The organism is Mucilaginibacter sp. (genome assembly GCF_039921305.1).
In the GTDB taxonomy this organism is placed as follows: domain Bacteria; phylum Bacteroidota; class Bacteroidia; order Sphingobacteriales; family Sphingobacteriaceae; genus Mucilaginibacter.
Genome location: NZ_JBDSCA010000030.1, coordinates 1 through 25245 on the forward strand (window position 1 = coordinate 1; position 25245 = coordinate 25245).

Genomic DNA, 25245 nt, shown 5'->3' on the forward strand with positions numbered 1-25245 from the left:
GGCCTTGACATTTCACCCGCCTTGCGCTTTTGGTGCCTAAGCGTTGTAAATGCGATGGTGCGTAAAAAGAATACCCATGCTTATACAACCAAATTGTAATTAAGCCTAATTTTCAGTGTTACATTAATCAGCTTATTGCCGATCATTACCAACATTCATTTTCATTTTTCTATGTATAGTTATAATAATTATAACGCCTGAAAACACGAGGGCGAAGCCCGCCAAATGTATCCAACGAAACGGTTCATTTAATAAAAAATAAGACAATACCAAAGCACTGATCGGCATCACACCCATAAATGTCGCGGCAGTGCTTCCTTCAACTTGTTTCACCCCTTTATACCAAAGAACGGAACCGAGCCCCATAGTGCCAGCGCCATAGATAGCCAGATAAAACCAGCTTTTAAAAGAAATAGTATGAAACGAAATTTCTTTTATTTGCCATATCATAAAAGGTAAAAACCCTATAAATCCAATAAGGGCAGAAAACGCCGCGATATCTTCAGGCGGAAAGTTTTTAGTAAGTGCTTTGCCCATCAGTGTATATCCGGCTTCACAGCAAATAGCGGCGACGACAAGTAGAATCCCCAATAATTCGTTGCCCTTTTGGGTGTTTTGGTGCTCGCCGAATTGCATAACTAATACTCCCGCTATAGCTAAAGAAATTGCAGCACCCTTTTTCCAACTGAAATCGTCTTTAAAAAAGACTATCGAAAATACTGCTGTTAACGCAGGTGTAGCACTCATTATCACGCTACCTGTTACCCCAGATATGTATTTCATGCCATATAGCATTAAAACCGTGAATCCAACTACGCCTACAAGACTTATGCCGGCCAAAAGCCAAATATCCCGCCCTTTGTATTTTTTGATATTTGATAGCGTGACGAACGGGAGCAAGACGATGAAAGCAAGTAAAACCCTGAAACCACCTGCAATAAAAACGGGGAAATCTTTTGTAACCAATTTGCTAAGCGGAGTAGCGCTGCCAAATAGTAACATCCCAAACAATAGCATCAAATAGGTTTTTAGATATTTCATACAAATTTCTCTACGGATATGATAACTTGGTACAATTAGTAAATTGAATTGTTTCCATAAACAACCGCTTAATATGTGCCCTGCACGATAATAATCCATACATTTAATTATTGTTGATTTTATTTAATGTTTATGAAATACCTTTTCTGTTTACAGTTATTAAGTTGTTTTTTGCTGCGGTCTGCATTTGCCCAACAAGATACCATTCAGCGAAAACAAGATTCATTGCTAACCATTAAGCTTGAGCAACAACAAAAAAAGGTAAAGCAGCTATCTGAGGACCGCCTGGCAGATTCTTTAAAAAGAACGGATTTACAAAAGCAACTCTCAACTGCTGATAACATGCAAAAAGGGCAGTTGCTTCAAAAGCTGGAAGCCTTAAGGCAAAAAGATTCTCTGCGTACTATTAAACAAAAACATCAGATAGATTCTCTTAGGGCATTTGTTAAAGGCTTTCCAGTAGTTCCTTTTCGCGATACGCTGTTTTTCCTGTTTACACGACAGGGAAGTTTTACGGCAAAAGACCGTGCCGAAGCCGTTAGTAAAAGAATAAATATATTAAGTGCTATTTACGCTTTTAAAGGAGATTCGCTAAAAATTACGCCCACCGAGCAAACAACTGATATATTATTCAGAGATCAGCTTTTGATATCAATATCAGACCAGGATGCACTCTGGCAACATACCAGCCGCGAGGCGCTGGCCGCAAAAATAAAAGCACAAATTGGGGAAGCGGTTACCTCGCATCAGCAGGAAACCCGGTGGCAAACGATACTTGTAGAAGCCCTGTTAGCGCTTTTGGTGGTTATCGTTACCATCCTGTTAATTTATGGGCTTAACAGATTATTCCGCTGGCTGCATAAAAAACTAGCTCATCAAACAGGCTGGTTCAATAAAGGCATCCACATAAAAGGATATGAGTTACTGAATGCAGAGAATGAACTGGCTTTAATTGGCAAGGCTCTCGTAGTGCTAAAATGGGCCATTATATTGCTAATTGTATACTTGGCTTTACCTATCCTGTTCGGCATATTTCCGTTTACAAGGGATGTTTCAGATAAGCTATTAAATTATTTTATCAGTCCGCTCAAAAAAATCGCTCATGCCTTGTGGGATTATATACCCAACCTAATGACTATTTTGGTTTTGCTGGTAGTGTTTAGATATGTTTTAAAGTTCGTTAAATTTATAACTACCGAAATTGAAAAGGGGCAGCTAAAAGTACCGGGTTTTTATGCCGACTGGGCCAATCCAACCTATCAAATTGTTAGGGTGCTGGTGCTGGCTTTTATGCTAATTGTTATTTTCCCTTACCTGCCCGGTTCAGATTCGGGTGTTTTCAAAGGCGTATCCGTTTTTATGGGCGTACTGTTTACCTTTGGCTCGGCAGGGGCATTGGGTAACGTGGTAGCCGGGCTGGTATTAACCTACATGCGCGCCTTTAAAATTGGAGACCGCGTACAAATAGGCGAAGTTACTGGGGATGTGATTGAAAAAACACTATTGGTTACGCGTGTACGTACAATTCAAAATGAAATTATATCTATACCCAACTCAACCGTAATGAGTAACCATACCATTAACTACAGCAGTGATGCCCCGGTTAACGGGCTTATTATGCATACTATGGTTACCATTGGTTATGATGTGCCTTGGCGGCAGGTACACCAGCTATTAATTGATGCAGCATTAGAGACACCGATGATAGAAGCTGAGCCCAAACCCTATGTGTTGCAAACAAGTTTAGATGATTATTACGTAAGCTACCGTATTAATGCTTTTACCAAACAGCCTAACCGGCAAGCTGTAATCTATTCGGGACTGCATGCAAATATCCAGGACTTTTTTAATAAGGCCGGTGTAGAAATTATGTCACCACATTATAAAGCTTTAAGGGATGGAAACGCAACCACTATTCCCGCCGATTACTTGCCTAAAAACTATGTTGCTCCGGGTTTTGTGACCGATAGACGCAAACCCGATGATGACGAAATTTCAAACAATCAATAATTAAAGTGCTTTCAATATAGTGAAAGTGCAATCAATTATTAGCTTACTTTTCTAAATTGTATAAATGGATACCCGAGAAATCATCACCATCACTATCGTTTTAGCAGCATTATTTGCTTATATTAATCATCGGTTTATCAAATGGCCGCCCACTATAGGGATAATGGCTTTATCGCTGATATCCTCTGTATTGCTGGTTTTATTAGGCAATTCAAAATCTCTACTTTCAGAAAAAGCGGTTCAGCTTGCAAACTCTGTTGATTTTCAGGATATATTGATGAATTTTATGCTTAGTTTTTTGCTTTTTGCAGGGGCTATCCATATCGATGCCGGTAAATTGAAAAAAGAGCGCTGGCCGGTAATATTGTTGGCTACTATGGGCATACTTATCTCCACCTTTTTGGTGGGCGGCATGACCTGGTATTTATTCCGGTTATTTTCAATGCCTATCCCGTTTATTTATTGCCTGCTTTTCGGATCGCTTATATCACCAACAGATCCAATTGCGGTAATGGGCATATTGAAGCAAGCAAATATTCCATCTTCTCTCGAAGTTAAAATAGCCGGTGAATCTTTATTTAATGACGGCGTTGCTGTAGTAATATTTATCAGCATAGCGCAGATCGCCCGCTCAACAGGTGGAGATTTTTCGGTAACTGATATTGGGAAGCTCTTTCTTCAGGAAGCCGTAGGTGGTTTAATCTTTGGCGCGATACTGGGCTACCTGGGCTTTTTAGCGTTACGGTCTATAGACGATTACAAAGTAGAAGTTTTACTAACCCTCGCCTTAGTTATGGGCGGATACACACTGGCATCTCACTTGCATATTTCAGGGCCTTTAGCTATGGTTGTTGCAGGTATTATAACGGGTAATAAAGCCAGAGCGGGAAGCATGTCTGATGAAACCAGGGATTATCTTGGTAAATTCTGGCACTTGATAGATGAGATACTTAACGCAGTACTTTTCCTTTTTATTGGTTTGGAAATGCTGATCATCAAAATCAATACTACCGTTATGATCATCGGTGCTGTCAGTATTTTAATCGTTCTTTTAGCACGCTGGATCTCCGTTATTCTCCCGGTTACATTGTTGCGATACAAGGTCAAATTTGAAAATAATGCCGTAGCTATTTTAACCTGGGGTGGCCTGCGTGGAGGCATATCTGTTGCTCTGGCGCTATCGCTGAGCGAAAACATGTACCGTGATGAATTTGTACTGATCACCTACATTATAGTAGTATTTTCTATTTTAGTGCAGGGCTTAACCATCGGTAAACTTGCTCAGAAACTCCATGTAAAAGCATTAGAATAATTATGAGCAACCTTTTGCAACGTTTTCGTTATTTTCTGACGCATCGGTTTAACTTGCAGGAAGACAAGGCTGATGAGGCAACTATTATCTCGTCCATACGCAAGAATATTGATTTTCGCGGGGCCAATCTCTGGGCGCTGATCTTTGCAATATTCATTGCTTCTATCGGGCTTAATGTCAATTCAACCGCAGTCATCATCGGTGCCATGCTTGTATCGCCTATCATGGGGCCGGTGATGGGTATTGGTTTGGGTATTGGAATAAACGACCTGGAAATGGTTAAAAAAGGTGGTAAAAATTTAGCGATAGCAACTATCATCAGTATTATCACCTCAACCATTTATTTTTCAATAACCCCCTTACACGAAGCCCAATCTGAGTTACTTGCCAGGACTTCGCCATCAACCTGGGATGTGTTTATAGCTTTTTTTGGTGGGATGGCTGGCATGGTGGCCGCGTCACGCAAAGAAAAGAATAATGTTATCCCTGGTGTAGCCATAGCTACGGCACTAATGCCGCCTTTATGCACCGCCGGCTTTGGTTTGGCTATGGGTAACTGGTATTTCTTTCTCGGGGCTATTTACCTGTATTTCATCAATAGCGTGTTTATTGTCATTGCTACATTTTTAATGGCTCGCTATCTTAAAATGCACAGGAAGGTGTTTAACGATCCGGGGGTTCAAAAAAAAGTAACCAGGTACGTTGTTGCCATTGTGGTAATCACCATCATCCCCAGTATTTACATGGCCTACCGCATTGTTAACAAAAGCATTTTTGAAAGCAATGCCCGCAAATTCGTAGAGCAGGAATTTCATTTTCAGAACACTCAGGTAGTTTCTAAATCCTTTACTTATACAAGTAAAATAAAGGAAATAGACTTATTGCTAATAGGTGCAGAATTGGGCAAGCCGGTCATCGATTCGCTAAAACATCGATTGAACAATTATCGCTTGCGAAACGTGCAGTTGCGCATCCGGCAGGGGCTAAATGCTAAACAGCAGTTGGACCTTTCACAGATTAAAGCCAGTATTTTAGAAGATGTATTTAGTACTCGCACAAATATAGACACTATAAAAATTACTAATAAAATACCTAAATTGGACAGTGTTGTACTTACAGAGATGAAAGTCCTCTATCCAGCGGTCAAAACATTTGGTGTAAGCAAAATAGCTATTCGAAGGCTCGACACATCGCTGGTTGACACGCAGAAAGTGGCTTTAGCCAGCTTTACAAAACCATTACGTAAAGTTGATGTTATAAAATTACAGCTTTGGTTACAAAAACGCTATCAATCAGCCGGCCTTAAACTAATAGCGCAATAACCTCTCTTTAATGAGCAAAAGCAACCCAATACTTCATAAGTTAAACGAGTTACAAGCCACCTCCATTTGCGGTAATGACATCAGTTCATCTTGCCTTTACGTATCTGCCTTAACTATAGCTTATGCAGGGCAATATGCATGGATCTCCTTATTGATTGTGGCGCTTGTGCTATTCCTGTTTCGGAAAATATATGGTGAAGTGGTGGGCGCGCTGCCTCTTAATGGTGGCGCCTACAATGTATTGCTCAACACCGCCTCCAAGCGCACCGCTTCTTTTGCAGCCTGTTTAACCATACTTTCTTATATGGCAACAGCGGTAATATCTGCCTATGAAGCCATGTTTTATTTCCATGATATAGCGGGTAGCCTTCCGTTAATTCCGGCTACTATTATGGTATTAGGGATTTTTATGATGCTGGCCATTATCGGCATTGGTGAATCGGCGATAGTGGCGGTGATAATTTTCATAACCCATTTGGCCTCGCTTACTTTACTGGTGCTTACCTGTTGCTGGTTCTTGTTTAATAACGGCTTCTCGATATTTTTGAATAACTGGCACTTGCCGGTAACATCGGGGGGTATTTTCACCGCTCTTTTTTTAGGGTTTTCTGCAGCAATGCTGGGTATTTCCGGCTTTGAAAGCTCTGCCAATTTTGTGGAGGAGCAAAAAGACGGCGTTTTTCCTAAAACCCTGCGCAATATGTGGCGGGTGGTTAGTTTTTTTAACCCCGTGATTGCTCTTTTGGCACTGGCTGTGCTACCTATGTCGGTAATTAACGGGCACCGCGAATCTTTACTTTCTTTTATGGGGTTAACGGCAGGTGGTGGCTGGCTAAGTTATATTATTTCCATCGATGCGGTGCTGGTGCTAAGCGGCGCGGTATTAACGTCTTATGTTGGTGTTACCGGGCTTGCCGAACGAATAACATTGGACAGGATACTCCCTAATTTCTTTTTAGCGAAGAATCGCCGGGGTGTAAATTATCGTATCGTGATTGGGTTTTTCATCCTCTGTATATCTGTTTTACTGGTCACAAAAGGTGACCTTACCAGCCTTGCGGGTGTTTATACCTTTTCGTTCCTTTTGGTGATGGCTTTATTTGGTGTGGGTAATTTACTATTGAAAGCGAAGCGGCAAAAGTTGCCCAGGTTAGAAAAGGCACCAGCGTTATCGGTTGTGATTGCTATCGCCTTTATTATTGCGGCATTCATCGGCAATATGAAACTTAATCTGGCATCATTTTATGTTTTTATTAAATACCTGATTCCAGCGATGCTGTTTATTATCATTATGCTTAACCGTGCACGGGTTACCGGATGGCTGATCTATTCCATTAGTCACACGAGCCCTAAATTCAAACGTTTCTTTATTGGGGCATTTCACCCATACAGAGCGTTAGTGCGCATCAATTCACAAGTTTTGGTGTTTTTTACGCGCGGAGACAATGTGGCGATTTTAAACCGTGTAATGATTTACGTAAGAGAAAATGAATCTACAAAGCGTTTAAAAATTGTCCATATTTCTGACCCGGAAAGCAACAATGACAATTTGAAGAAAGACATTGAAGTTTTAGACCGGGCTTATCCGGAGATAGATATTGACTTTGTAGAAATTGAGGGCCGGTTTGGGCCAGAAATTATTGATCGGCTATCAAATGAATGGAATATCCCCAAAAACTTTATGTTCATTGGGTCACCAAGCAATAAATTCTCTTATCACGTTTCTGAATTGGGCGGTGTAAGGCTCATTATGTAATTAAAAGTACTATGGATATTAACAACGCCTATCAACTGATAGTTGACAAACTTACGCTTTGGGCTAAAGACTTAATCAAAATTTTACCGAATATCGCGTTAGCGGCATTAATTCTTGTACTTGGTTTTTTTATAGCTAAAGTGGTAAGCAACGCTATTAAAAAAGTTTTTCGCCGTTTCATTAAAAACGAAACGCTTGATAACCTTTTTGGCTCTCTAGTTTATATTTTCCTGCTGGGTATAGTTGTTTTCATTGCCCTAAGTGTTCTTAAACTTGATAAAGCTGTAACATCTATACTTGCAGGAGCAGGTATATTAGGACTGGCCCTGGCCTTTGCTTTTCAGGATATAGCCGCCAATTTTATGTCGGGGATATTTATTTCAGTCAGAAAACCGCTGTCGGTAGGTGATATTGTAAAGATCAAGGAATATATGGGGAAAGTGGAAGAGATCAATCTTCGCGATACAGTGATCCGTACCTATCAGGGCCAGATGGTGATCATACCCAATAAAGATGTTTTTCAAAGCCCGATAGAAAATTACACATTACTTGGCAAACGCAGAATGGATTTGTCCGTAGGTGTATCCTACGGTGATGACCTCGATAAAGTAAAAGAAATAACCTTAGATGCAGTGAAAGATATAGAAGGATTATCGAAGGATGATGAAATCACTATGTTTTATACCGAATTCGCTGACAGTTCAATCAATTATGTAATCAGATTATGGGTCTGTACAACCGAACAGGTAAACTTTCTGGAAGTAAAGAGCCAGGCGATCATGCGGATCAAAAAAGCGTACGACGCTAATGACATCATGATTCCGTTCCCTATCCGAACAATGGATTTTGGAATAAAAGGAGGTCTTCCGCTAAGTGAGGTCGTTATTAAATAAAGAAATTTCTGTTTTTTCTTGATAAAACCAATTTTTATTTGTATATTATCATACTTCACAGCCGGAACACCTGTTCCTGCTTATTTATATACTTAAAAACAATACTATCATGAAAACGACTATTAAAAATATATTAGCCCCTGTAGATCTAACTCCAACATCTTTAAACTCGCTGAATACCGCTATCCAAATGGCTGCCCGGCATGAGGCCTTGCTTCATATATTATACGTGGAAGATATCATAAACTACTATCCTCAAATGGGTCAGTTAGGCACCATAGAGCCGGTGATCCGGGAGATCGTCGAAAAAGATAAATACTTGCTTGAAAAAATGGCTAAAGCAATTTTTAAGGATTTCCAGGTTAACTGCCGGGTACATTCGGTGACCGGTTACCCAACCACTATGGTCAGTGATATGGCTGCTGAAGTGAAGGCCGACATGATCGTTATGGGTACTGAAGCCGGTATTGACAAAAAATCGTATCTGGTGGATAGTCCTGTTTATAAAGTGATGCGCGCAGCTCCGTGTCACGTTCTTATGGTTCCCGCAAACCAAACGTTTAGTGCTTTTGAGCATATCCTTTACCCGGTCATGAGCGATGGAACACCGCTGGCCAATCTTCCCGTGGCCAAAGTGATCATCGAAAAGAACAACGCAACGGTCTCCGTCATCAGGGTTATTCAAAAAGAGGACTCGGAAGTATTAAACAGCCTAAAAATGCTTTCAGACAGCATCCGTCGCAGAAGTAATGGCGTTGCACGTTCTGCACGAACCAGGCCGCTATATACCAGTAATCCCGCGAAAGGGCTTGCAAAACTCTCAAGAGAGGAAAAAGCCGGGTTAGTAGTCATCGAAGGAAAAACTCAACGCAGCCTGAAAGAGTTTTTTACAGGTAGTTTTACGCAAAAAATGCTTCGTAATCAGGATGTGGCTGTTTTGTGTACCAAGAAAAAGCCTGAAAACGATATACGGAGCTTAAATGCCGCAGATTTTAAAAACTTTCAATTAAGTTATTAAACGATGCTAGGGTCAAATAAAATAATATGGACTGCCTGCCTGGTCGGAGCGATCCTTTTGATCTCAAAATTAAATAGTTACGGGCAGGCAAGGCCTCCCGCTGAACTGATCTGTGGTAAATGGGAGAACAAAGACAAAACACTCAGGATACAGATCTACACGGTAAAAGGCAATTTCCTTGCAAAAATCATTTGGTTCAGCGATACGGAAGGCAAGCCGATGAGTTACTGGAAAGATAAAAGAAACCCCGATCCTGCGCTGCGAAACAGGACTATTCTCGGGATGAGCATTCTTCAAGGACTCCGTTACGATGCTGAAGAAAACAGCTGGGAAGACGGAAAGGTTTATGACTCTAAACATGGCAAGACCTGGAACGCTTCGGCAAAGATAGACCAGAAAGGGATCCTTAAAGTACGAGGATACTGGCATTTTAAATTCATAGGAAAAAGCATGTACTTTCACCGCATCAATTAACATCTTGGGCGATGAATACTGTATATTTACAATTCCTGTTTCACGCTATTAAGCACTTTGTTATGTCATATAAGATAACAAGGTTATGATTTAACCTCCACAGGCAATGCTATTTTTTATTTGACTAAATGTTCCAAATCATGAAGTACAGCATCAAAAACATATTGGTACCTACAGATTTTTCTGAAACTGCGGATAATGCGCTTCGGGTAGCCTTAGCCATTGGTGAAAGACACGGCGCAACAGTGCATTTAATAAATATCGTGACTACGCACTTATTACTGCCTTCTATGGCCAGTGTGAGCGGTGCCGGAGATGAAATGGCGATGTTGATATCAAGCTCAAAAGAAGAGCTCGAAAGCTATAGATTAAGGGCCATAAACGAAGGGCAGCGCGGTTTAGTGGCAGTTTCAGAATTTGGTACAGTAAGTTCAAATGCGGCTGCATATGTGGCCAACCACCATATCGACCTGGTTGTAATGGGTACGCATGGTACCTCGGGTTGGAAAGAATTTTTCATCGGCTCCAACGCTATGGCGACTATTAGGGAATGCGATTGCCCCGTGCTTGCCGTGCCGCTTTCTTTTTCTAAATCTTCTTTTGATAAAGTACTTTACCCTATCCGCAACGTTTTCGGCGTCGCTTCAAAATATGACTATGTAAGAGGCATTATCGAAAAAAACGATTCGGAAGTACACTTATTGGGACTGGTTCAAAAGAAAGATATTAATGATATAGATCTGTTGGATACATTAAAGCAGGTCAGGGATATGGTGATCAGGGATAAAGATGTTATCACCTTCGAAACATTTGTCTGCGAGAACTTAGCTGACAAGATACTCAAAACAGCGCATGAAAGAAAAGATGATCTGATGGTGATTAACGCTACTTTGGATACGGGCTGGAAAGAATATTTCATGGGGGACTTCACCCAGCAAATCATTAACCATTCCCGCATACCCGTTTTGGCAGTGAGGCTCTAAACCGGAAACTGAAAGAAAAATCAGGTTATTTAATGAAGCTCCTCTCTTTCGAAATTGTCTATCAAGAGAACAGTTTATCACTATAAAATCAGCTGGCCTGTTTTTTGGATTTACGAGTTCATTCAGAATGTTGCATCTCACGAATGAATATTCCTAAAATGTGTATTGCTCCGAAAAAAAGAAAACAAAAAGTTCAGATATAGCGTTCATTAATAAAGGGTTTCTATTTTATAGTTATTCTTTATACCTCTATAAAATATAAATCCTTCGCTATGAAAAAACGTTCAATGCTAGTCCTAACCGGCGCTTTTTTACTATTGTCAATTTTCTCTTCGTGTGCACGAAAAATGCATTTCCTTACGTCCGCAGTTGTGCCTGCCGCCCAAGGTTCTGCCAAGATCACTAAAGATGCCAACAACAACTACGCTGTGCATGTGAAGATAAAAAACCTGGCTGAGCCAGACCGTTTGCAACCCAAAAAATCGGTTTACGTAGTTTGGCTGGTTACCAAAGACCAGAACATCAAAAATCTGGGACAATTAAAAAGTTCCAGCGGCTTCTTTTCGAGCGTTTTAGAGGGGGAGTTGGAAACCGTTACTCCTTTTTACCCCACCCGGATATTCATTACTGCTGAAGATGAGCCCAATGTTCAGCGACCCGGAAACAATAACATACTGACGACAAAAGCATCCGATTAATCAAAAAAACATGAGCAACCATCACCACACTTCCGAACCGCTGCTATCTGGACTTTTTACCGACAGGTTAAAAGCGGAACTCGCGTTTGAAGAATTGATCCGGATGGGTTACAAACCCGAAGAAATCAGTGTGGCGATGGCCAGTACAGCGATAGATAAAATGCTGGGCGAAGATAAAAGTGACGAACAAACAGAAACGCCTTTTGATGGCACCGCTGATGGTGCCATCACTGGTGGAATGATGGGTGGTATCGCTTTTACTATCGGTGCTTTAGGCAGCAATTTACTTATTCCCGGATTGGGCCTTGTGGCTATGGGGCCTGTTGCCGCCGGCATATTAGGTGTTGGCGCCGGAGGGGCTTTAGGGGGAATTATCGGTAAATTGTTTTCTTCTGACCAACAGGAAGAGCGTGCCTCATTATATGCCGATGGCTTGAAACATGGTAAGATCCTGATCGCCCTGTACCCTCATAACGATAAGGAAGGGCTTAAATTGGGTAAAAGATGGCTGGAACTTTCAGCAGAGATCATCGAGCACCCCGATAAAAAACTGCTTGATCCTGATGAAAATGACTAAAAAGAACAATAAATTATTTCCATTTGCCTGGGTGCTTTTAGCCCTGGTGATCATGGCTTTTATCGCCTATTATCTATATGAACACCGGTTTAAGGGTCAACCTGCAGCGAACGTTCCTGTTGCGAAATTAATTGAACAGCATGAGAACGATAGTACGGTAGCTGCTTACATCCATTTCGTAAGTGATCAAAACGGAAAAATGGGCCTGGATCACGCTTATACTAACGAGGCGCTTATCAAATTAGCCAACGCGGTAAGCACCATGTCTAAATTGACGGGCTACTCCATCAAAGCAGACCTGGCAGAGGCAGAAACTGACGCCAACAACATCACCCGTGATCCGCTGGCTATTACCCATGCTGACAATATTCGCAAAGCTGCTGATATCCTAAGTGAGGCGCTGTATAATTTGCAACAGCAAAAATATCCCTCACTGTCTGATTATGCGGCGCGTGTAAAGGCAGCAGCCGCACAGATAGATCCTGATACGCTGACCCTCGAACAAAAGGAAAAAGTCAAAGGCTTTTTTAGTGCAGCGGCAGCATTACTTGAAAAAATGAATTAAAAATATAAGAATATGAATATACAGATCAATACGGACCATAATATAGAAGGAAATGAGCGATTGAGCACATACCTGGAGACAAAAATAACTGATGCGTTAAGCCGGTTTGAACAACAACTCAGTCGTATAGAAGTACACTTGACTGATGAAAACGGTGAAAAAAAAGGAAAGGATGAAAAACGCTGCCTTTTAGAAGCGCGTTTGGATGGGATGGATCCTGTAGCGGTTTCGGGGCTGGGCGACACGGTAGAAGCGGCTGTTAATCATGCTGTCGAAAAAATGAAAGCTAAACTAACCACCATAACCGATAAAATTAAGAACCATTAAATACCCGATCATGAACAAATTTGGATTGATCGGTATATCCGCAATAGTTGCAGCAGCAGTTAGCTTCGCTACTTTCAAAGTTATGGAACCCAGGGGGGGCGCAATTGATTCGGCCCAGGCTGGGACACCATCTACCCACTTCGCTGCGAACCGCGGCAAGGACAATAAAATTGCTGACGTTCCGGAATTTACACAAGCCGCAGCTTTAGTCACGCAGTCAATTGTGCATATCAAAGTAAAACTCAACCGTCCCGCTGAAAATGAAGGGGCCTACGGTGGCTATTACAACCAAAACCAACGCGCGGTACCGGTAATGGCTTCCGGTTCCGGAGTTATCTGGAGCAAAGATGGTTATATTGTTACCAATAATCATGTGGTGGATGGTGCGACAGATATCGAAGTGATCCTGACTGATAAACGCATCTTCCCGGCTAAACTAATAGGGCGTGATCCAAATACCGATCTGGCCCTTATTAAGATCAGCACTAACGACCTTACACCTATTCAGGTCGGGAACTCCGATGAGGTTCAGATCGGTGAATGGGTGCTGGCAGCGGGGTACCCGTTCTCACTGAATACCACGGTAACCGCTGGTATTGTAAGTGCTAAAGAACGAAGCATCAGCATCATTGGGCAAGAAAACAAACAACCAAATGGAGAATCGGGTACGGCTACCGCTACCAGTTCTGCCGTGGAAGCATATATCCAGACCGATGCTGCGATAAACCCGGGCAACAGCGGCGGGGCTTTGGTCAATACCAGCGGGCAACTGATCGGTATTAATGCAGCTATCGCCTCGCAAACCGGCAGTTATGAAGGTTATGGCTTTGCCATTCCCGTAAACTTGACCAGCAAGATTGTAGAAGACCTGCGTAAATATGGCGAGGTGAAACGCGGTATCTTAGGCGTAAGTTTTCCTTCCCCTGCTACTGAAGATCAATTTTTGATCCAGCAAGGTATTAAGCCGGGAAGCGTTAATGGAGCATATCTGACCGGCGTGCAAAGCGGCAGTGCGGCAGGTGCCGCAGGATTAAAGCCGGGGGACATTATTCAGGGTATTGATGGCGCTAAGATCAATTCATCTGTTGAATTATCAGAACGCATCGCGCGTCATCATCCCGGTGATGCCGTCAAGCTGGACTATCGCAGAGGGACTGCAGTCAACAGTACAAAGGTTACCCTTAAAGCACAGGAAGCCGCTCCGAAAACAGACGAACTTGCTCCGCAGGCACTGGCCTCAAAATTAGGTGCTTCTTTCGCGCCGTTAAGTGATGCTTTTAAGCAACGTTACCAAATGAATACAGGCCTGGCCATAACAGCTATCGCGCCGGGTGGCTTGTTTGAGCAGATCGGGATTCAAAGAGGTTCTATCATCATCAGCGTCAATGGTAACCGAATCAATACCTCAGATGACCTTAGCAAGGCTTTTAAAGCCGCCCGCAATGGCATCGTCCGTTTTGCCTGCATTACGCCGGATGGCTCACGGATCGTCTTTAATTTATCACTCGGCGCTTAATTTCAATCCTATGAACACCTTTAATGAACTTTCAACCGATGAACAAAAAGAATTTTTAAAGTTCCCGGTTTATGTATCTATGCTGGCCGCTAACGCCGATGGTACCACGGACGATGCGGAAAAGAATACCGCGATCGCATTTGACCATACCAAGACCTATACCAGCAACATTCTGCTCGCCGGTTTTTATCAGAAAGCAGATCAGGCATTCCGTGCAAACTGGAAGCAGTTGGACGCGGCTCTTCCTAAAGGACAAGCCGAGCGAAAAACAGCTTTATCAGCAAAAATGGGGAAATTAGAAACTTTACTGAAAAAATTTGACGCCGATTACCAGGCGGCCATGCACAAAAGCATGCAGGCAGTCAAAGACCATGTTTCCCGCGCACATTACAATATATTAGATGATTTCCTTTTCCCGGTACCGATAAAAGGTATTAATGCCTGAAGCAGTTTTTTCAACCACCTGTTCCGGGTACCCTATTCAGAGCGGCATTGCATTTAAATTAAAGAACATGAAGATCACGATCAACGAACCAGTAAAAAACAAAGTCCTGAAGTTGGAGGCTACTCCTGAAACTTATGAACAAGGCTCCGGCTGGCGAATCGATTTTCCGGATGCCAAATCCTTTAGCGTTACCCAGGAAACCGGGCGTTGGGCCGTGATAGGTAAATCTGATATCAGTCCCGAACTGATCAACCGGATCGGCATCGCCCTTCACCCGATTTCACTTTACACCTGTTTTAATTCTTAATCTATGACCACTAAAAAGAAAATTATAATGATAAGCGGCGGCGTTTTGCTGATCGCGCTGATTTCCATTGTTTACTATCGCTACTATTTTGTGTTTGGCCAGGGTGTGAAAGCCGGGCAGTTGAATTATTTTGTAGAGAAAGGTTACCTATTTAAGACTCACGAGGGGCGATTGATACAGGCCGGTTTTAAAACCCAGCAACCAGGGGCGATAGCATCTAACGAATTTATGTTTTCGGTAACGGATTCCAAACTGGCTGATTCACTTAATCATCACGCGGGCGCTGTTTTACAATTACATTATAAAGAATATTTGCACACATTACCATGGCGCGGTGTAAGCCACTTTGTAGTAGATAGTATTTATGCTATTGAACCCGGAACTAAGCCGTGAAAATGAGTAGCCGGTTTATCAAATGGCTGCGGGGCACTTATAATAAAATTGTCACTAGTATTGCTTTTTACCCTGCCCTTATTGCCATTGGCTTTTTAGTGCTTTCCTGGCTGATGCTGGAGCTTGATTTTTCGGAAACGGGTAAGCATATCAAGTCTTATTACAGCTGGATACGATTAAAGGATGCCAGCACCGCACGCAGCATTGTATCCACTATTTCAGGTGGTATCATTTCTCTGATGGTATTCAGTTTCTCTATGGTGATGATCCTGTTAAACCAGGCTGCCTCACAAATGAGTAACCGGATGCTGGAAAGCATGATCGGCAACCGCTTCCAGCAATTGGTACTGGGTACTTATATAGGTACTATCGTTTATTCACTCTTTTTACTCAGCACCATCAGGGATATCGAATCCGGTATCTATGTCCCTGCCCTAAGTATTTACTTATTGGTGGCGCTTACGGTAATTGATATTTTTGTGTTTATCTACTTCCTGCATTACGTGACACAGTCGGTCAAGTTCGAGACCATTATCGAACGGGTGCACCACCAAACACTGGCATCGCTTCAAAAAATCTGTACTGTTGATATCTCTGAAAATATTATCCTCCCCGCTACTGAGCCTGTAGTATTGTTAACCCAAAGATCAGGCACCTTCCAGGGTTTTGATCAAAGGTCGTTATTGAAGTTTATTGGAGAAAACAGTGGTACGGTGCAACTGATACACCCGGCGGGTACTTATTTGCTTGTCGGGCAACCAATACTTAAATGGTATGGTAAGCCCCTTTCTGATGATTGTAAAGGCGACCTGTTGCTAACGCTTGATTTTTATTCGGGCCAGCCGGTAACTCAAAATGCATACTACGGCTTTCATCAACTGGCAGAGGTGGCTTTAAAGGCTTTAAGCCCTGGGATTAACGACCCGGAAACTGCGGTATTAAGCCTTCACGCACTGGCAGACCTGTTCGCTTACCGGTCAAGGCATCATCCCCAATTGTGTATTCAGCACCCTGATGACAAAGGAAGTATCATATTGACCGACCGAACTTTTGAAGATCTTTTTGCTGTCTGTATTTACCCGATATGGGATTACGGGAAAAATGACCGGTATATTCAACTGGGGCTGTATAGTATCCTGACACAATTGCTAAAGATAGCCCCAGCCGATAGTCAAAAAGAATTATTAGCAGGTATGCTTGAGAAAGTAGATCAAAAGGTAATAGAAACCTCGGCTCAACTCCCGCTGATAAAAAGTATTTAATCGACCGAAAATGACACAGCTTAATTATTACCCATTGCGTTTCGCACCGATATATCAGTATCGCCTTTGGGGCGGCCGCAATTTAGAGCAACTGTTGGCTGAACCTTTACCGGATGGCCCGGTTGGCGAAGCGTGGTTGCTGAGCGACCGGGATGACCATGCAAGTTTAGTATCGGATGGGAATTTGGCCGGAAAATCCATTGTAGACCTGATCAAAGCTGATGAAAAAGGCTTGATGGGCAAATTTGCCGGCAAGTTTCAACGGTTCCCGCTGTTACTTAAGTTTTTGGATTGCAATGATGTGCTTTCGGTACAGGTTCATCCTGATGATAACCAAAAGCAATATATCCCGAAAGGCGAAAACGGTAAGACCGAGGCTTGGGTAGTACTGGAAACCAGAAAGGAAAGCCTGATATACGCTGGACTAAAACCGGGCACTACGCCAGAAAAGCTAACGCAAGCGATCCGTGAAAAAACTGTTGGCCAATACTTGCATAGTTTTAAACCGGATCTGAACGATAGTGTACTCATTAAAGCGGGGACGGTACATACACTGGATGGCGTGGTTGTTTTTGAGGTGCAGGAAAACAGTGATGTCACTTTTAGATTATATGACTGGGACCGCACCGATAAAAAGACCGGAAAACCACGGGAATTACAGGTAAAAGAAGCGATGGCCTGTGTGGATTATAGCCAAACAGACATAGGCCCGGTAAAGCCTGAAAGTAACAAGCCGCCGGTTTTATTGAGGTCAGATCACTTTATCGTCTGGAAGCACGAAGGCATTAATGGGTTTACAGTTGGAGAGGCAAACGAACCAAGGATATTGGTCTGCATCAACGGAGGCGGGAAATTGAATTTCGAAAAGGATGTTTTTGATATATGCAAAGGACAGGTTTTTTTGCTGCCTGCTCAAACAGGTAAATGTGCATTTGACCCATCAGGAAATGTTGAACTATTGGAGATAGGAATTCCATTATAATTACTATGAAAAAACTGATCGTATTTGACCTTGATGGCACGCTGGCTGAAAGCAAAGCGGCTATAGACCCGGAGATGGCCGGATTGTTTACTGAATTGTTAACCGTTGCAAGGGTTGCCATTATATCCGGCGGCAATTGGCCGCAGTTTGAAAAACAGGTGATCGGGCATCTGCCTGCAGGCACCGACCTGAGCAGTTTATCCATTCTGCCTACCTGTGGCACTAAGTTTTATGCCTTTGATGAAAGCGGCTGGAAGCAATTGTATGCCGAGAACTTTACGGATGAGGAAAAAAAGAAAATCATCGGTTCGCTTGAAAAAGCGATAGCCGAATCCGGAGTTCAAGCAGAGAAGATTTGGGGTGAGCAGGTGGAAGACCGGGACAGCCAAATCACCTTTTCGGCGCTGGGACAAAAAGCCCCGCTGGAACCCAAAAAAGCCTGGGACCCGGATTTTGAAAAACGAAAAAAGATCAGGAAAATTTTAATCAGGATGATCCCCGGTTTTGCCATTAACCTGGGCGGTGCTACCTCTATCGATGTGACCAAGCCCGGCATAGATAAGGCTTATGGAATGCGAAAACTAAGAGATATTTTGAAAATAAAGGTAACTGATATGCTGTTTCTCGGTGATGCACTCTTTGAGGGCGGTAACGATTTCCCGGCGCGCGCTTCAGGCGCGGATTGTATACAAGTGCGTGATCCTGAGGAAACCAAAAAGATAATAGCTACGATTATAGCCTGCCAAAAATAGATATGAAAACATTGAAACTAAAAAGGATTGGTATCCTGATGGAACCGGAGCCAAATAACCCAATGGAAGCTGGCGGCGTTCTTAACCCGGCTGCTGCCCGTGGCAGGGACGGTAATTTATACCTGTTCCCCAGGATCGCCACAAAAGATAATTATTCCCGGATTGGAATTGTTAAAGTGCTTTTTAATAATGCGGGTGACCCTATTGATGTGGAACGTATAGGGATCGCGCTGGAACCGGAGGCTGATTATGAAAAGCGCCCGGATGGCGGTGGTGGCTGCGAAGATGCGCGGGTGACCTATGTGGAGCCTTTAGAACGTTATATTATGACCTATACAGCGTTTTCACCTGACGGGCCGCGTATTGCACTGGCGCAATCACAGGATCTGCTTAAATGGGAGCGAATAGGCCTTGCGACTTACCTCCCGTATGAAAACATGGCGTTCAATGGTATCAATAACAAAGATGCCTGTGTTTTTCCAATGCAAATCCCAAGCCCGCACGGGCATCGGGCATTGGGGATGCTGCACCGGCCGTTATTCCCCGGCACCTCGCCTGAAGAAAAAATGGGGCACCCCTGGGATAAGGCGTTAGACAAACACCACGAAAGTATTTGGTTATCCTATTGCCATATCCACCCGGAGAAGCAGGAAAGTGAAAAATGGGACCCGGCTGCCTTCACATCGCACCGCCCGCTGGCAGTGCCGGTCTTTGATTGGGAGCAGATCAAGATCGGTTCGGGCGCACCGCCTGTTATGACCAGGTTTGGCTGGATGTTTTGTTATCATGGTGTTAGCGAAAGCAAAAATTCAACGCTTGAAAAGCAGCAACTAATATATTCCGCAGGCCTGATGTTCTTGTCTGAAACCGATCCTTACGATATTACTCTCCGTTCTTTTGAACCCATTTTGGAACCTACGCTCCCCGAAGAAACCGTTGGCGTGATTGCCAACGTAGTATTTCCGACCGGGATAGACCGAAGGGATGATATCGGCATGCCCGACCGCTATGATGTTTACTACGGCATGGCTGATAACCGAATCGGCGTTGCCCGCTTAGACCTGCCAGAAAACCTGGACTGGTATGAACATTCACAAAAAGATAATGATGGAACAAAAAGCTAATTCCTTATCCCGCGCCGTTCAATATCTATTGTTGTTATTCCTGTTATTTGCCGGTTTGTATTTTTCAGCCGGCATATTAATGCCAATAGCTCTGGCAGGTATAATGGCCATGCTTTTTCTACCATTAAGCCGCTGGCTTGAAAAAAAAGGGATCAACCGGACGGTAGGTGCGGTGATCTGTGTGTTATTGCTGCTTTTGGTGATTGGCTTAATGATATTCCTGTTCAGCTGGCGGGTATCAAATTTACAGGCTAATCTTGACCAAATGGAGCAGCAGGCCAATAAATATATCGGGCAGTTACAGCAATTGATCAATGACCGTTTCGGGGTTTCCAAAGAGCAGCAAGATGCAATGTTGAAAAAACAAGGCTCATCAGGTGCCGGTAATGTGGCTACCTATATTGCTTCCTTTGCTGCCGGATTTTTGGGTTCGCTTACCACGGGTATCCTGGTGCTGATTTATATATTCCTATTCATCAATTCAAGGAAACATTTTAAGAATTTTATTTTGAAACTGGTTAAAAAGGAGCATCAGGCTAAAACAAATACAATCATAGAAGAAGCATCAGGGGTAGCGCAGAATTATGTTTCGGGCCTGGCCAAAATGATCGTTTGTTTATGGGTGATGTATGGCATCGGGTTCTCTATTGTCGGTGTACAGAATGCGTTCTTTTTCGCCATTCTTTGTGGCACACTTGAGATCATCCCTTTTGTAGGGAACCTTACCGGAACCTCCCTGACGGTACTGATGGCAGTAGCACAGGGTGGTGGCAGCACAATGGTCATCAGCGTGCTGATCACTTACGGGCTGGTGCAGTTTATCCAGAGCTACATTTTACAACCCTTAGTGGTCGGTAAAGATGTCGATGTTAATCCTTTCTTTACCATTATGGTATTAGTATTGGGAGATACTTTATGGGGCATTGGCGGCATGGTACTATCCATCCCGCTGTTAGGTATGCTGAAAATTGTATTTGACCATATTGAACCGTTAAAACCCTATGGTTACCTGATAGGCAATGGCGATGAAAAGAAGCCGGATAAACCATTGACAACAAAAATCAAATCATGGTTTAAAAAGTAATTCAATAGATGTTGAAAAACATTTGATTTTAGGTGTTATACAACTTTTGAATTTGCATTATTCTAAGTCGTTATGTTTATTTAGATCGTAAGATTTGTAATCAGTCTGCATCAATAAATGGTTAGTAATTCGGTGCGTAGTAAATCGACAACCACATAAAGTATTGTAAGTCAATAGGGTTTTAGTCGTGTTCGATTCCCCTACGAAATATTTTTTTAGTCAAAAACATTCATTATATTTGTATAACAAGTTCATTGACTATCTGTTGCGAGTGTTTTAACGATGCAAATGCGATCAAATGGGGTTTAATAAAATGAGACCCATTCGGTTACCATTTCGTAAGTGATGCTTGATAACTTAAACATAATCAACTCTTTAAGGGGTGGGATAATCATCCTGCCATCCCGACACCAGCGATACCAATCGAAGTCAAAAATCCGAAAATCACACTGATTTGCGGGTTTTTTGTTTTAATTCCACCCAAAAAACACCAATCAATATCAAAGAAGATGTGAGCAATTGCGTGAGTGATTTTAGTTATTTAAATTCGCTCACAGAATACGACATAAATACTTGATTATCAAATATTTGTGTCATATGTTTTGATGCCGAAGCCACGCTCAAAGGTTTTGCCTGCGATGGTCATGATGTTGCCATCAACCGACCTGTTTTTTTTAGGTACACCCCAGCCCAGTGTAGCTTGGCTGAGATCCAGTTGATCTAACCAAACAGTTTGTGCGGAAAGAGTACTTATGTTTATTAAGCTGAAAATAATAGCGAAGGCAATATAAAATATATTTTTACTTGCTGTATTCATTTTTAATTGATTGGATGCGAGCAAAGAGCGTAAACACTCTTTCTCGTTCTGTTTCTCTTTCATTTTTTAGCCTCTTCAATAAATCTTTTTTTACTCAAATCAGGGCTTAACTGTTTTGATATTTAAAGCAGCCTCAGGTAAACCCGACGAACTTACGGTAAGCTTAATATCGCCAACATTGTGCGTACTTCTAATGACCACTAACGCGCGTCCCTTCCATGCATTGCGTGAATTGCCAACGTATTGATCGAAGTCTTGCAAATCGGCATTATCAACTCCGGCAATTACACCCGTACCTTTAATTTTGAATTGCAAATGGTTCGCGGCATTCGGTTGAATTATTCCATTCTTGTCTGTTAATTCTATTGTTACATAAGACAAGTCTTGTCCATTTGCCAATATTACTTTCCGATCAACAGTTAGTTTTATTTTTGCAACATCGCCGGAAGTTTGCAGAACTTTTGATTCAATTTCTTTATCATTTTCTACACCCACAGCTTTTAAAATACCGGGTGAATAAGGCACAGAAAATGTAGCTTTAAACTGCTGCTCTTCAGCCGTTGCTTTTTCTTCAATGAGTTTGTCATCAAGATAAAGTCGAACTTTGGGATATTTTGAATAAACTTCAACCTGAACATTTTTCCCTTCAAACCCTGGCCATGTCCAGCTTTCCCAGGTAGGCCACACTGTCCACCAATTAACTTTGATTTTCGAAGAAGGTTTTTCCGGCTCGCGTACTGCCATATATAATTTTTCGGTATTGTTATATAACAGACTTCGATAATGTGAGATAGCTTTCCTCCGACCGATCATATCTATGTCGCCGCAATAGCCTCCATGCCATGGATACATTTCGGGTGCCTCAACATTATAATACCAACCGCCTATTCCTGATTCTCCCAGATAATCTATCGCTGTCCATACAAAATCTCCGATAACATAATTATTGTTTTGCACCATCTTCCAATTGTTAAAAGCATCTTTCGGAAACGACTCTGTCTGAAGAATAATACGCGAAGGAACTCGCTTATGGTCATCCGGTGCGTTATTCATTTTGTAATTATAACCGGCAACATCGTGTACCGCGAACAGCGAATCAAAAATAGTCCAGGGTTTATCATTTAACTCACACACAGCGGATGTAACAGGACGGGTGTTATCTATTTTCTTCAGCGCTTTTGCAAGCATTGCAGCGGTTTCTACAGCTTGAGGTTCGCCCCTCTCCACTATTTCATTGCCTATGCTCCATATAATAATCGAAGGATGGTTCAGGTCTCGTTTAACCATTGCTTCCAAGTCACGTTGCCACCACATCTCAAAATATTTGGAATAATCATTACTGTTTTTCCCCCATTTCCAGCAATCAAATGATTCATCCAGCACCAGCAGGCCTAATTTATCACAAGTGTTTAAAAAAGTTTCAGAAGGAGGATTATGTGAAGTTCTTACCGCATTGAAGCCCGCGCCTTTAAGTAACTCAACCTTTCGTTCCTCGGCACGGTCAAAAGCGGCTGAGCCCAAGCAACCATTGTCATGATGTACGCAACCTCCATTTATTTTTACTGTTTTCCCATTAAGTTGAAAACCGTTTTCTGCAGTAAATTTTATAGAACGTATGCCAAAATTAGTTTTAGTGTCATCCACTACCTGATTATCTTTTATTATCTGCACTTTGGCCTGATATAAATAGGGAGATTCCGGTATCCACAGCAAAGGATTTGAAACCTTGATGATCTGTATAACTTCCTGTTTGCTCCTGGCAGGTAATTGTACCTTTGTTTGATTATCCGCAACGCTTTTAGAATTTCCAGTTAGTATCTGGGTTTTAAGGATAATATTTTGAGGCGAATTTGTTTCATTCTCTACCAAAGTTTTTATCTGAATGCTTGCCTCTTTTGAAGACACCTCGGGAGTTGTAATGGCTACGCCCCAATTGTCCACATGTACAGCGCCGGTAACCATCATCCAGACATGCCGATAAATACCTGAACCACTGTACCAGCGGCTGTTCTTATGTTGGGAATTATCCACCCTTACTGCAATGACGTTTTCCTGGCCAAAAGCAAGATGAGGCGAAAGGTTATAACTAAACGATGAATAGCCATATGGATGTGTCCCCAGCGATACTCCGTTAATAAATACTTCGGAATTCATGTAAACCCCCTCAAAATAAATGGAAACATTTTTACCTTTCCATTCTTCAGGAACTTTGAAAGTTTTTCGGTACCACGCTACACCAGCCGGAAAATATCCTCCATCTTTCCCTGTCGGATTTTTAGGATCTATTTTTCCTTCAATACTCCAGTCGTGTGGTAAGTCAAGCTTACGCCAATTCTTCTCGTTGATTTTTTTTGATGCGGCTGTTAAAGGATCTCCTAAAAAGAATTTCCAATCATTATCAAATAACTGCTTTCGATCAATGCCAGCAATATTTTGCGCGTAACATGAAAAAAAGCCGCTTGCCAAAAGCACGAACACCAACGCTCCTAGTTTTGTATAATAGGATTTGCTTGTATTTGAATTTAGCTTGTACATATTTATTAAATTGAAGATGCCAAGAAATTATTTATTGGTTATCGTAATTTTTTTAAACTCTTATTTTGTTTCACTTTTTTGACAGAATATATTCCATTAGATAAATGAAAAGTATATAAAGCTTCTTTGCTTATCAATAGAGCTCAGGTTAAGAGATCTTATCCTGCTATTTAACCGGCGTAAATTTGTACAGAACCACTCCATGCATCGGAACCTTCACCGAAAGAGCCTCTTTGTCCGCATGGATTGTTGTAATGTCTTTCTGACGCCAAAGATCACGTACCTTTTGCTTTCCTGAAATACCAAGTTTATTCAGATCCTTGTAAGAGATATCCACTTTTTCCAGACCGAAATTGCAAAAGCCTGCTACACGGCTGCCATCCTCCAATTCTTTTACATAAATGCGCAGATCCCCGATAGTCTGAACACAGGTAGCCTGTTTGCCAAGAGCATCCTGGTTAACAGCAATCACTTCATCGTTTGTCAATAAATTCAGGGTAAAGGCATCCAGCTTTTCCAGATCGCAACCAAGTAGCAGAGGCGCAGAGAAAAGGCTCCAAAGGCTGAAGTGAAGATACTGCTCATCTGGTTTAAGCATGCTCGGATGCGGGCTACCCCAACCTACTGTTCCTACAACCAGCATGTCAGGATCGTTCCAGTTACCGGGTTTAGCCCAGGCTGCAGACTGATCCTGCGCTAATGCAATCCCTTTAACGTTGGACCAGTTGTCCGTTATATCATTCGTTGTACGCCAAGAGTTTCCACCTACCGAATCGCCCCATTTCCAAACATCCGACATCCCGTACTGACACAAGCTGAAAACAATGTCGCGGGGTTGCTGACGGATATAATCTCCCATTAGTTTGTATGGCTTGACGGCGGTAGACAATTGATAACCTCCATTGTAAGATATTAAGACTACTTTGTTTGGGTCGTTACCAGGTATTCCATTTATAACTCCCCCATAGCTGCACCAATCGTATTTCAGATAATCGAAACCCCATTTGGTATAAGTTTCGGCATCTTGCCGCTCATAACCATAGCTGCCGGCA

General features: G+C 42.4%; 25 protein-coding genes. 21 read left to right on the plus strand and 4 right to left on the minus strand.

Going from position 1 to position 25245, the window contains the following annotated elements; all coding sequences use genetic code 11:
• Positions 1–132 precede the first annotated feature (132 nt).
• Complete coding sequence (locus ABIN91_RS09510; RefSeq protein ID WP_348050857.1) at positions 133–1041, minus strand: DMT family transporter; 909 nt, start codon at positions 1039–1041, stop codon at positions 133–135.
• A 132-nt stretch (positions 1042–1173) separates the two neighbouring features.
• Here ABIN91_RS09510 and ABIN91_RS09515 point away from each other — a divergent pair, with 132 nt between their 5' ends.
• The 21 genes from ABIN91_RS09515 to ABIN91_RS09615 all read left to right on the plus strand — a co-directional run bounded on the left by ABIN91_RS09515 (position 1174) and on the right by ABIN91_RS09615 (position 20841).
• On the plus strand, positions 1174–3051 hold the full coding sequence (locus ABIN91_RS09515) for a mechanosensitive ion channel domain-containing protein (RefSeq protein WP_348050858.1): 1878 nt from the start codon (positions 1174–1176) through the stop codon (positions 3049–3051).
• Positions 3052–3115: 64 nt separating this feature from the next.
• Positions 3116–4363, plus strand: coding sequence for a sodium:proton antiporter (locus ABIN91_RS09520; RefSeq protein WP_348050859.1), 1248 nt, complete (start codon positions 3116–3118; stop codon positions 4361–4363).
• Between the two features lie 2 nt (positions 4364–4365).
• Complete coding sequence (locus ABIN91_RS09525; protein ID WP_348050860.1) at positions 4366–5685, plus strand: DUF389 domain-containing protein; 1320 nt, start codon at positions 4366–4368, stop codon at positions 5683–5685.
• Between the two features lie 10 nt (positions 5686–5695).
• Complete coding sequence (locus tag ABIN91_RS09530; protein WP_348050861.1) at positions 5696–7441, plus strand: APC family permease; 1746 nt, start codon at positions 5696–5698, stop codon at positions 7439–7441.
• Between the two features lie 11 nt (positions 7442–7452).
• Positions 7453–8334 carry a mechanosensitive ion channel gene (locus ABIN91_RS09535; RefSeq protein ID WP_348050862.1) on the plus strand — a complete coding sequence of 294 codons (882 nt, stop codon included), beginning with the start codon at positions 7453–7455 and terminating at the stop codon, positions 8332–8334.
• Between the two features lie 109 nt (positions 8335–8443).
• On the plus strand, positions 8444–9352 hold the full coding sequence (locus ABIN91_RS09540) for a universal stress protein (RefSeq protein ID WP_348050863.1): 909 nt from the start codon (positions 8444–8446) through the stop codon (positions 9350–9352).
• Positions 9353–9355: 3 nt separating this feature from the next.
• Positions 9356–9826 carry a DUF2147 domain-containing protein gene (locus ABIN91_RS09545; RefSeq protein WP_348050864.1) on the plus strand — a complete coding sequence of 157 codons (471 nt, stop codon included), beginning with the start codon at positions 9356–9358 and terminating at the stop codon, positions 9824–9826.
• A gap of 140 nt (positions 9827–9966) precedes the next feature.
• Entirely contained in the window at positions 9967–10809 is an 843-nt protein-coding gene (locus tag ABIN91_RS09550; RefSeq protein WP_348050865.1) for a universal stress protein, read from the plus strand.
• A 347-nt stretch (positions 10810–11156) separates the two neighbouring features.
• On the plus strand, positions 11157–11507 hold the full coding sequence (locus ABIN91_RS09555; RefSeq protein ID WP_348050866.1) for a hypothetical protein: 351 nt from the start codon (positions 11157–11159) through the stop codon (positions 11505–11507).
• Between the two features lie 10 nt (positions 11508–11517).
• Positions 11518–12084, plus strand: coding sequence for a hypothetical protein (locus ABIN91_RS09560; RefSeq protein WP_348050867.1), 567 nt, complete (start codon positions 11518–11520; stop codon positions 12082–12084).
• Positions 12071–12649 (plus strand): hypothetical protein, encoded by a 579-nt coding sequence (locus tag ABIN91_RS09565; protein ID WP_348050868.1) that lies wholly within the window; start codon positions 12071–12073, stop codon positions 12647–12649. The genes ABIN91_RS09560 and ABIN91_RS09565 overlap by 14 nt, the downstream gene beginning before the upstream one ends.
• Positions 12650–12661: 12 nt before the next feature.
• Positions 12662–12976 (plus strand): HPF/RaiA family ribosome-associated protein, encoded by a 315-nt coding sequence (locus ABIN91_RS09570; RefSeq protein WP_348050869.1) that lies wholly within the window; start codon positions 12662–12664, stop codon positions 12974–12976.
• A gap of 10 nt (positions 12977–12986) precedes the next feature.
• Positions 12987–14492 (plus strand): trypsin-like peptidase domain-containing protein, encoded by a 1506-nt coding sequence (locus ABIN91_RS09575; RefSeq protein ID WP_348050870.1) that lies wholly within the window; start codon positions 12987–12989, stop codon positions 14490–14492.
• Positions 14493–14502: 10 nt separating this feature from the next.
• On the plus strand, positions 14503–14937 hold the full coding sequence (locus ABIN91_RS09580) for a hypothetical protein (RefSeq protein WP_348050871.1): 435 nt from the start codon (positions 14503–14505) through the stop codon (positions 14935–14937).
• 67 nt (positions 14938–15004) lie between these two features.
• Positions 15005–15244, plus strand: coding sequence for a hypothetical protein (locus ABIN91_RS09585; protein ID WP_348050872.1), 240 nt, complete (start codon positions 15005–15007; stop codon positions 15242–15244).
• Positions 15245–15247: 3 nt separating this feature from the next.
• The gene (locus ABIN91_RS09590; RefSeq protein WP_348050873.1) at positions 15248–15637 is read left to right on the plus strand and encodes a hypothetical protein; all 390 of its coding nucleotides are present in this window, start codon (positions 15248–15250) and stop codon (positions 15635–15637) included.
• A 2-nt stretch (positions 15638–15639) separates the two neighbouring features.
• Complete coding sequence (locus tag ABIN91_RS09595; protein WP_348050874.1) at positions 15640–16899, plus strand: DUF2254 domain-containing protein; 1260 nt, start codon at positions 15640–15642, stop codon at positions 16897–16899.
• A 10-nt stretch (positions 16900–16909) separates the two neighbouring features.
• Positions 16910–17881, plus strand: coding sequence for a type I phosphomannose isomerase catalytic subunit (locus ABIN91_RS09600; protein ID WP_348050875.1), 972 nt, complete (start codon positions 16910–16912; stop codon positions 17879–17881).
• Between the two features lie 5 nt (positions 17882–17886).
• A complete protein-coding gene (locus ABIN91_RS09605) occupies positions 17887–18633 on the plus strand; it encodes an HAD-IIB family hydrolase (protein ID WP_348050876.1) in 747 nt (248 codons plus the stop codon).
• 2 nt (positions 18634–18635) lie between these two features.
• Positions 18636–19757 carry a glycosidase gene (locus ABIN91_RS09610; protein ID WP_348050877.1) on the plus strand — a complete coding sequence of 374 codons (1122 nt, stop codon included), beginning with the start codon at positions 18636–18638 and terminating at the stop codon, positions 19755–19757.
• Positions 19717–20841 (plus strand): AI-2E family transporter, encoded by a 1125-nt coding sequence (locus tag ABIN91_RS09615; protein ID WP_348050878.1) that lies wholly within the window; start codon positions 19717–19719, stop codon positions 20839–20841. Before ABIN91_RS09610 ends, ABIN91_RS09615 begins: the two co-directional genes overlap by 41 nt.
• A 580-nt stretch (positions 20842–21421) precedes the next feature.
• Here ABIN91_RS09615 and ABIN91_RS09620 read toward each other — a convergent pair.
• From ABIN91_RS09620 to ABIN91_RS09630, 3 genes are all read right to left on the minus strand, one after another.
• Complete coding sequence (locus ABIN91_RS09620; protein ID WP_348050879.1) at positions 21422–21721, minus strand: NPCBM/NEW2 domain-containing protein; 300 nt, start codon at positions 21719–21721, stop codon at positions 21422–21424.
• A 36-nt stretch (positions 21722–21757) separates the two neighbouring features.
• Positions 21758–24193, minus strand: coding sequence for a glycoside hydrolase family 2 TIM barrel-domain containing protein (locus ABIN91_RS09625; RefSeq protein WP_348050880.1), 2436 nt, complete (start codon positions 24191–24193; stop codon positions 21758–21760).
• A 166-nt stretch (positions 24194–24359) separates the two neighbouring features.
• Positions 24360–25245 (minus strand): glycoside hydrolase family 27 protein (locus ABIN91_RS09630; RefSeq protein WP_348050881.1); only part of this gene is annotated, 886 nt, incomplete at its 5' end.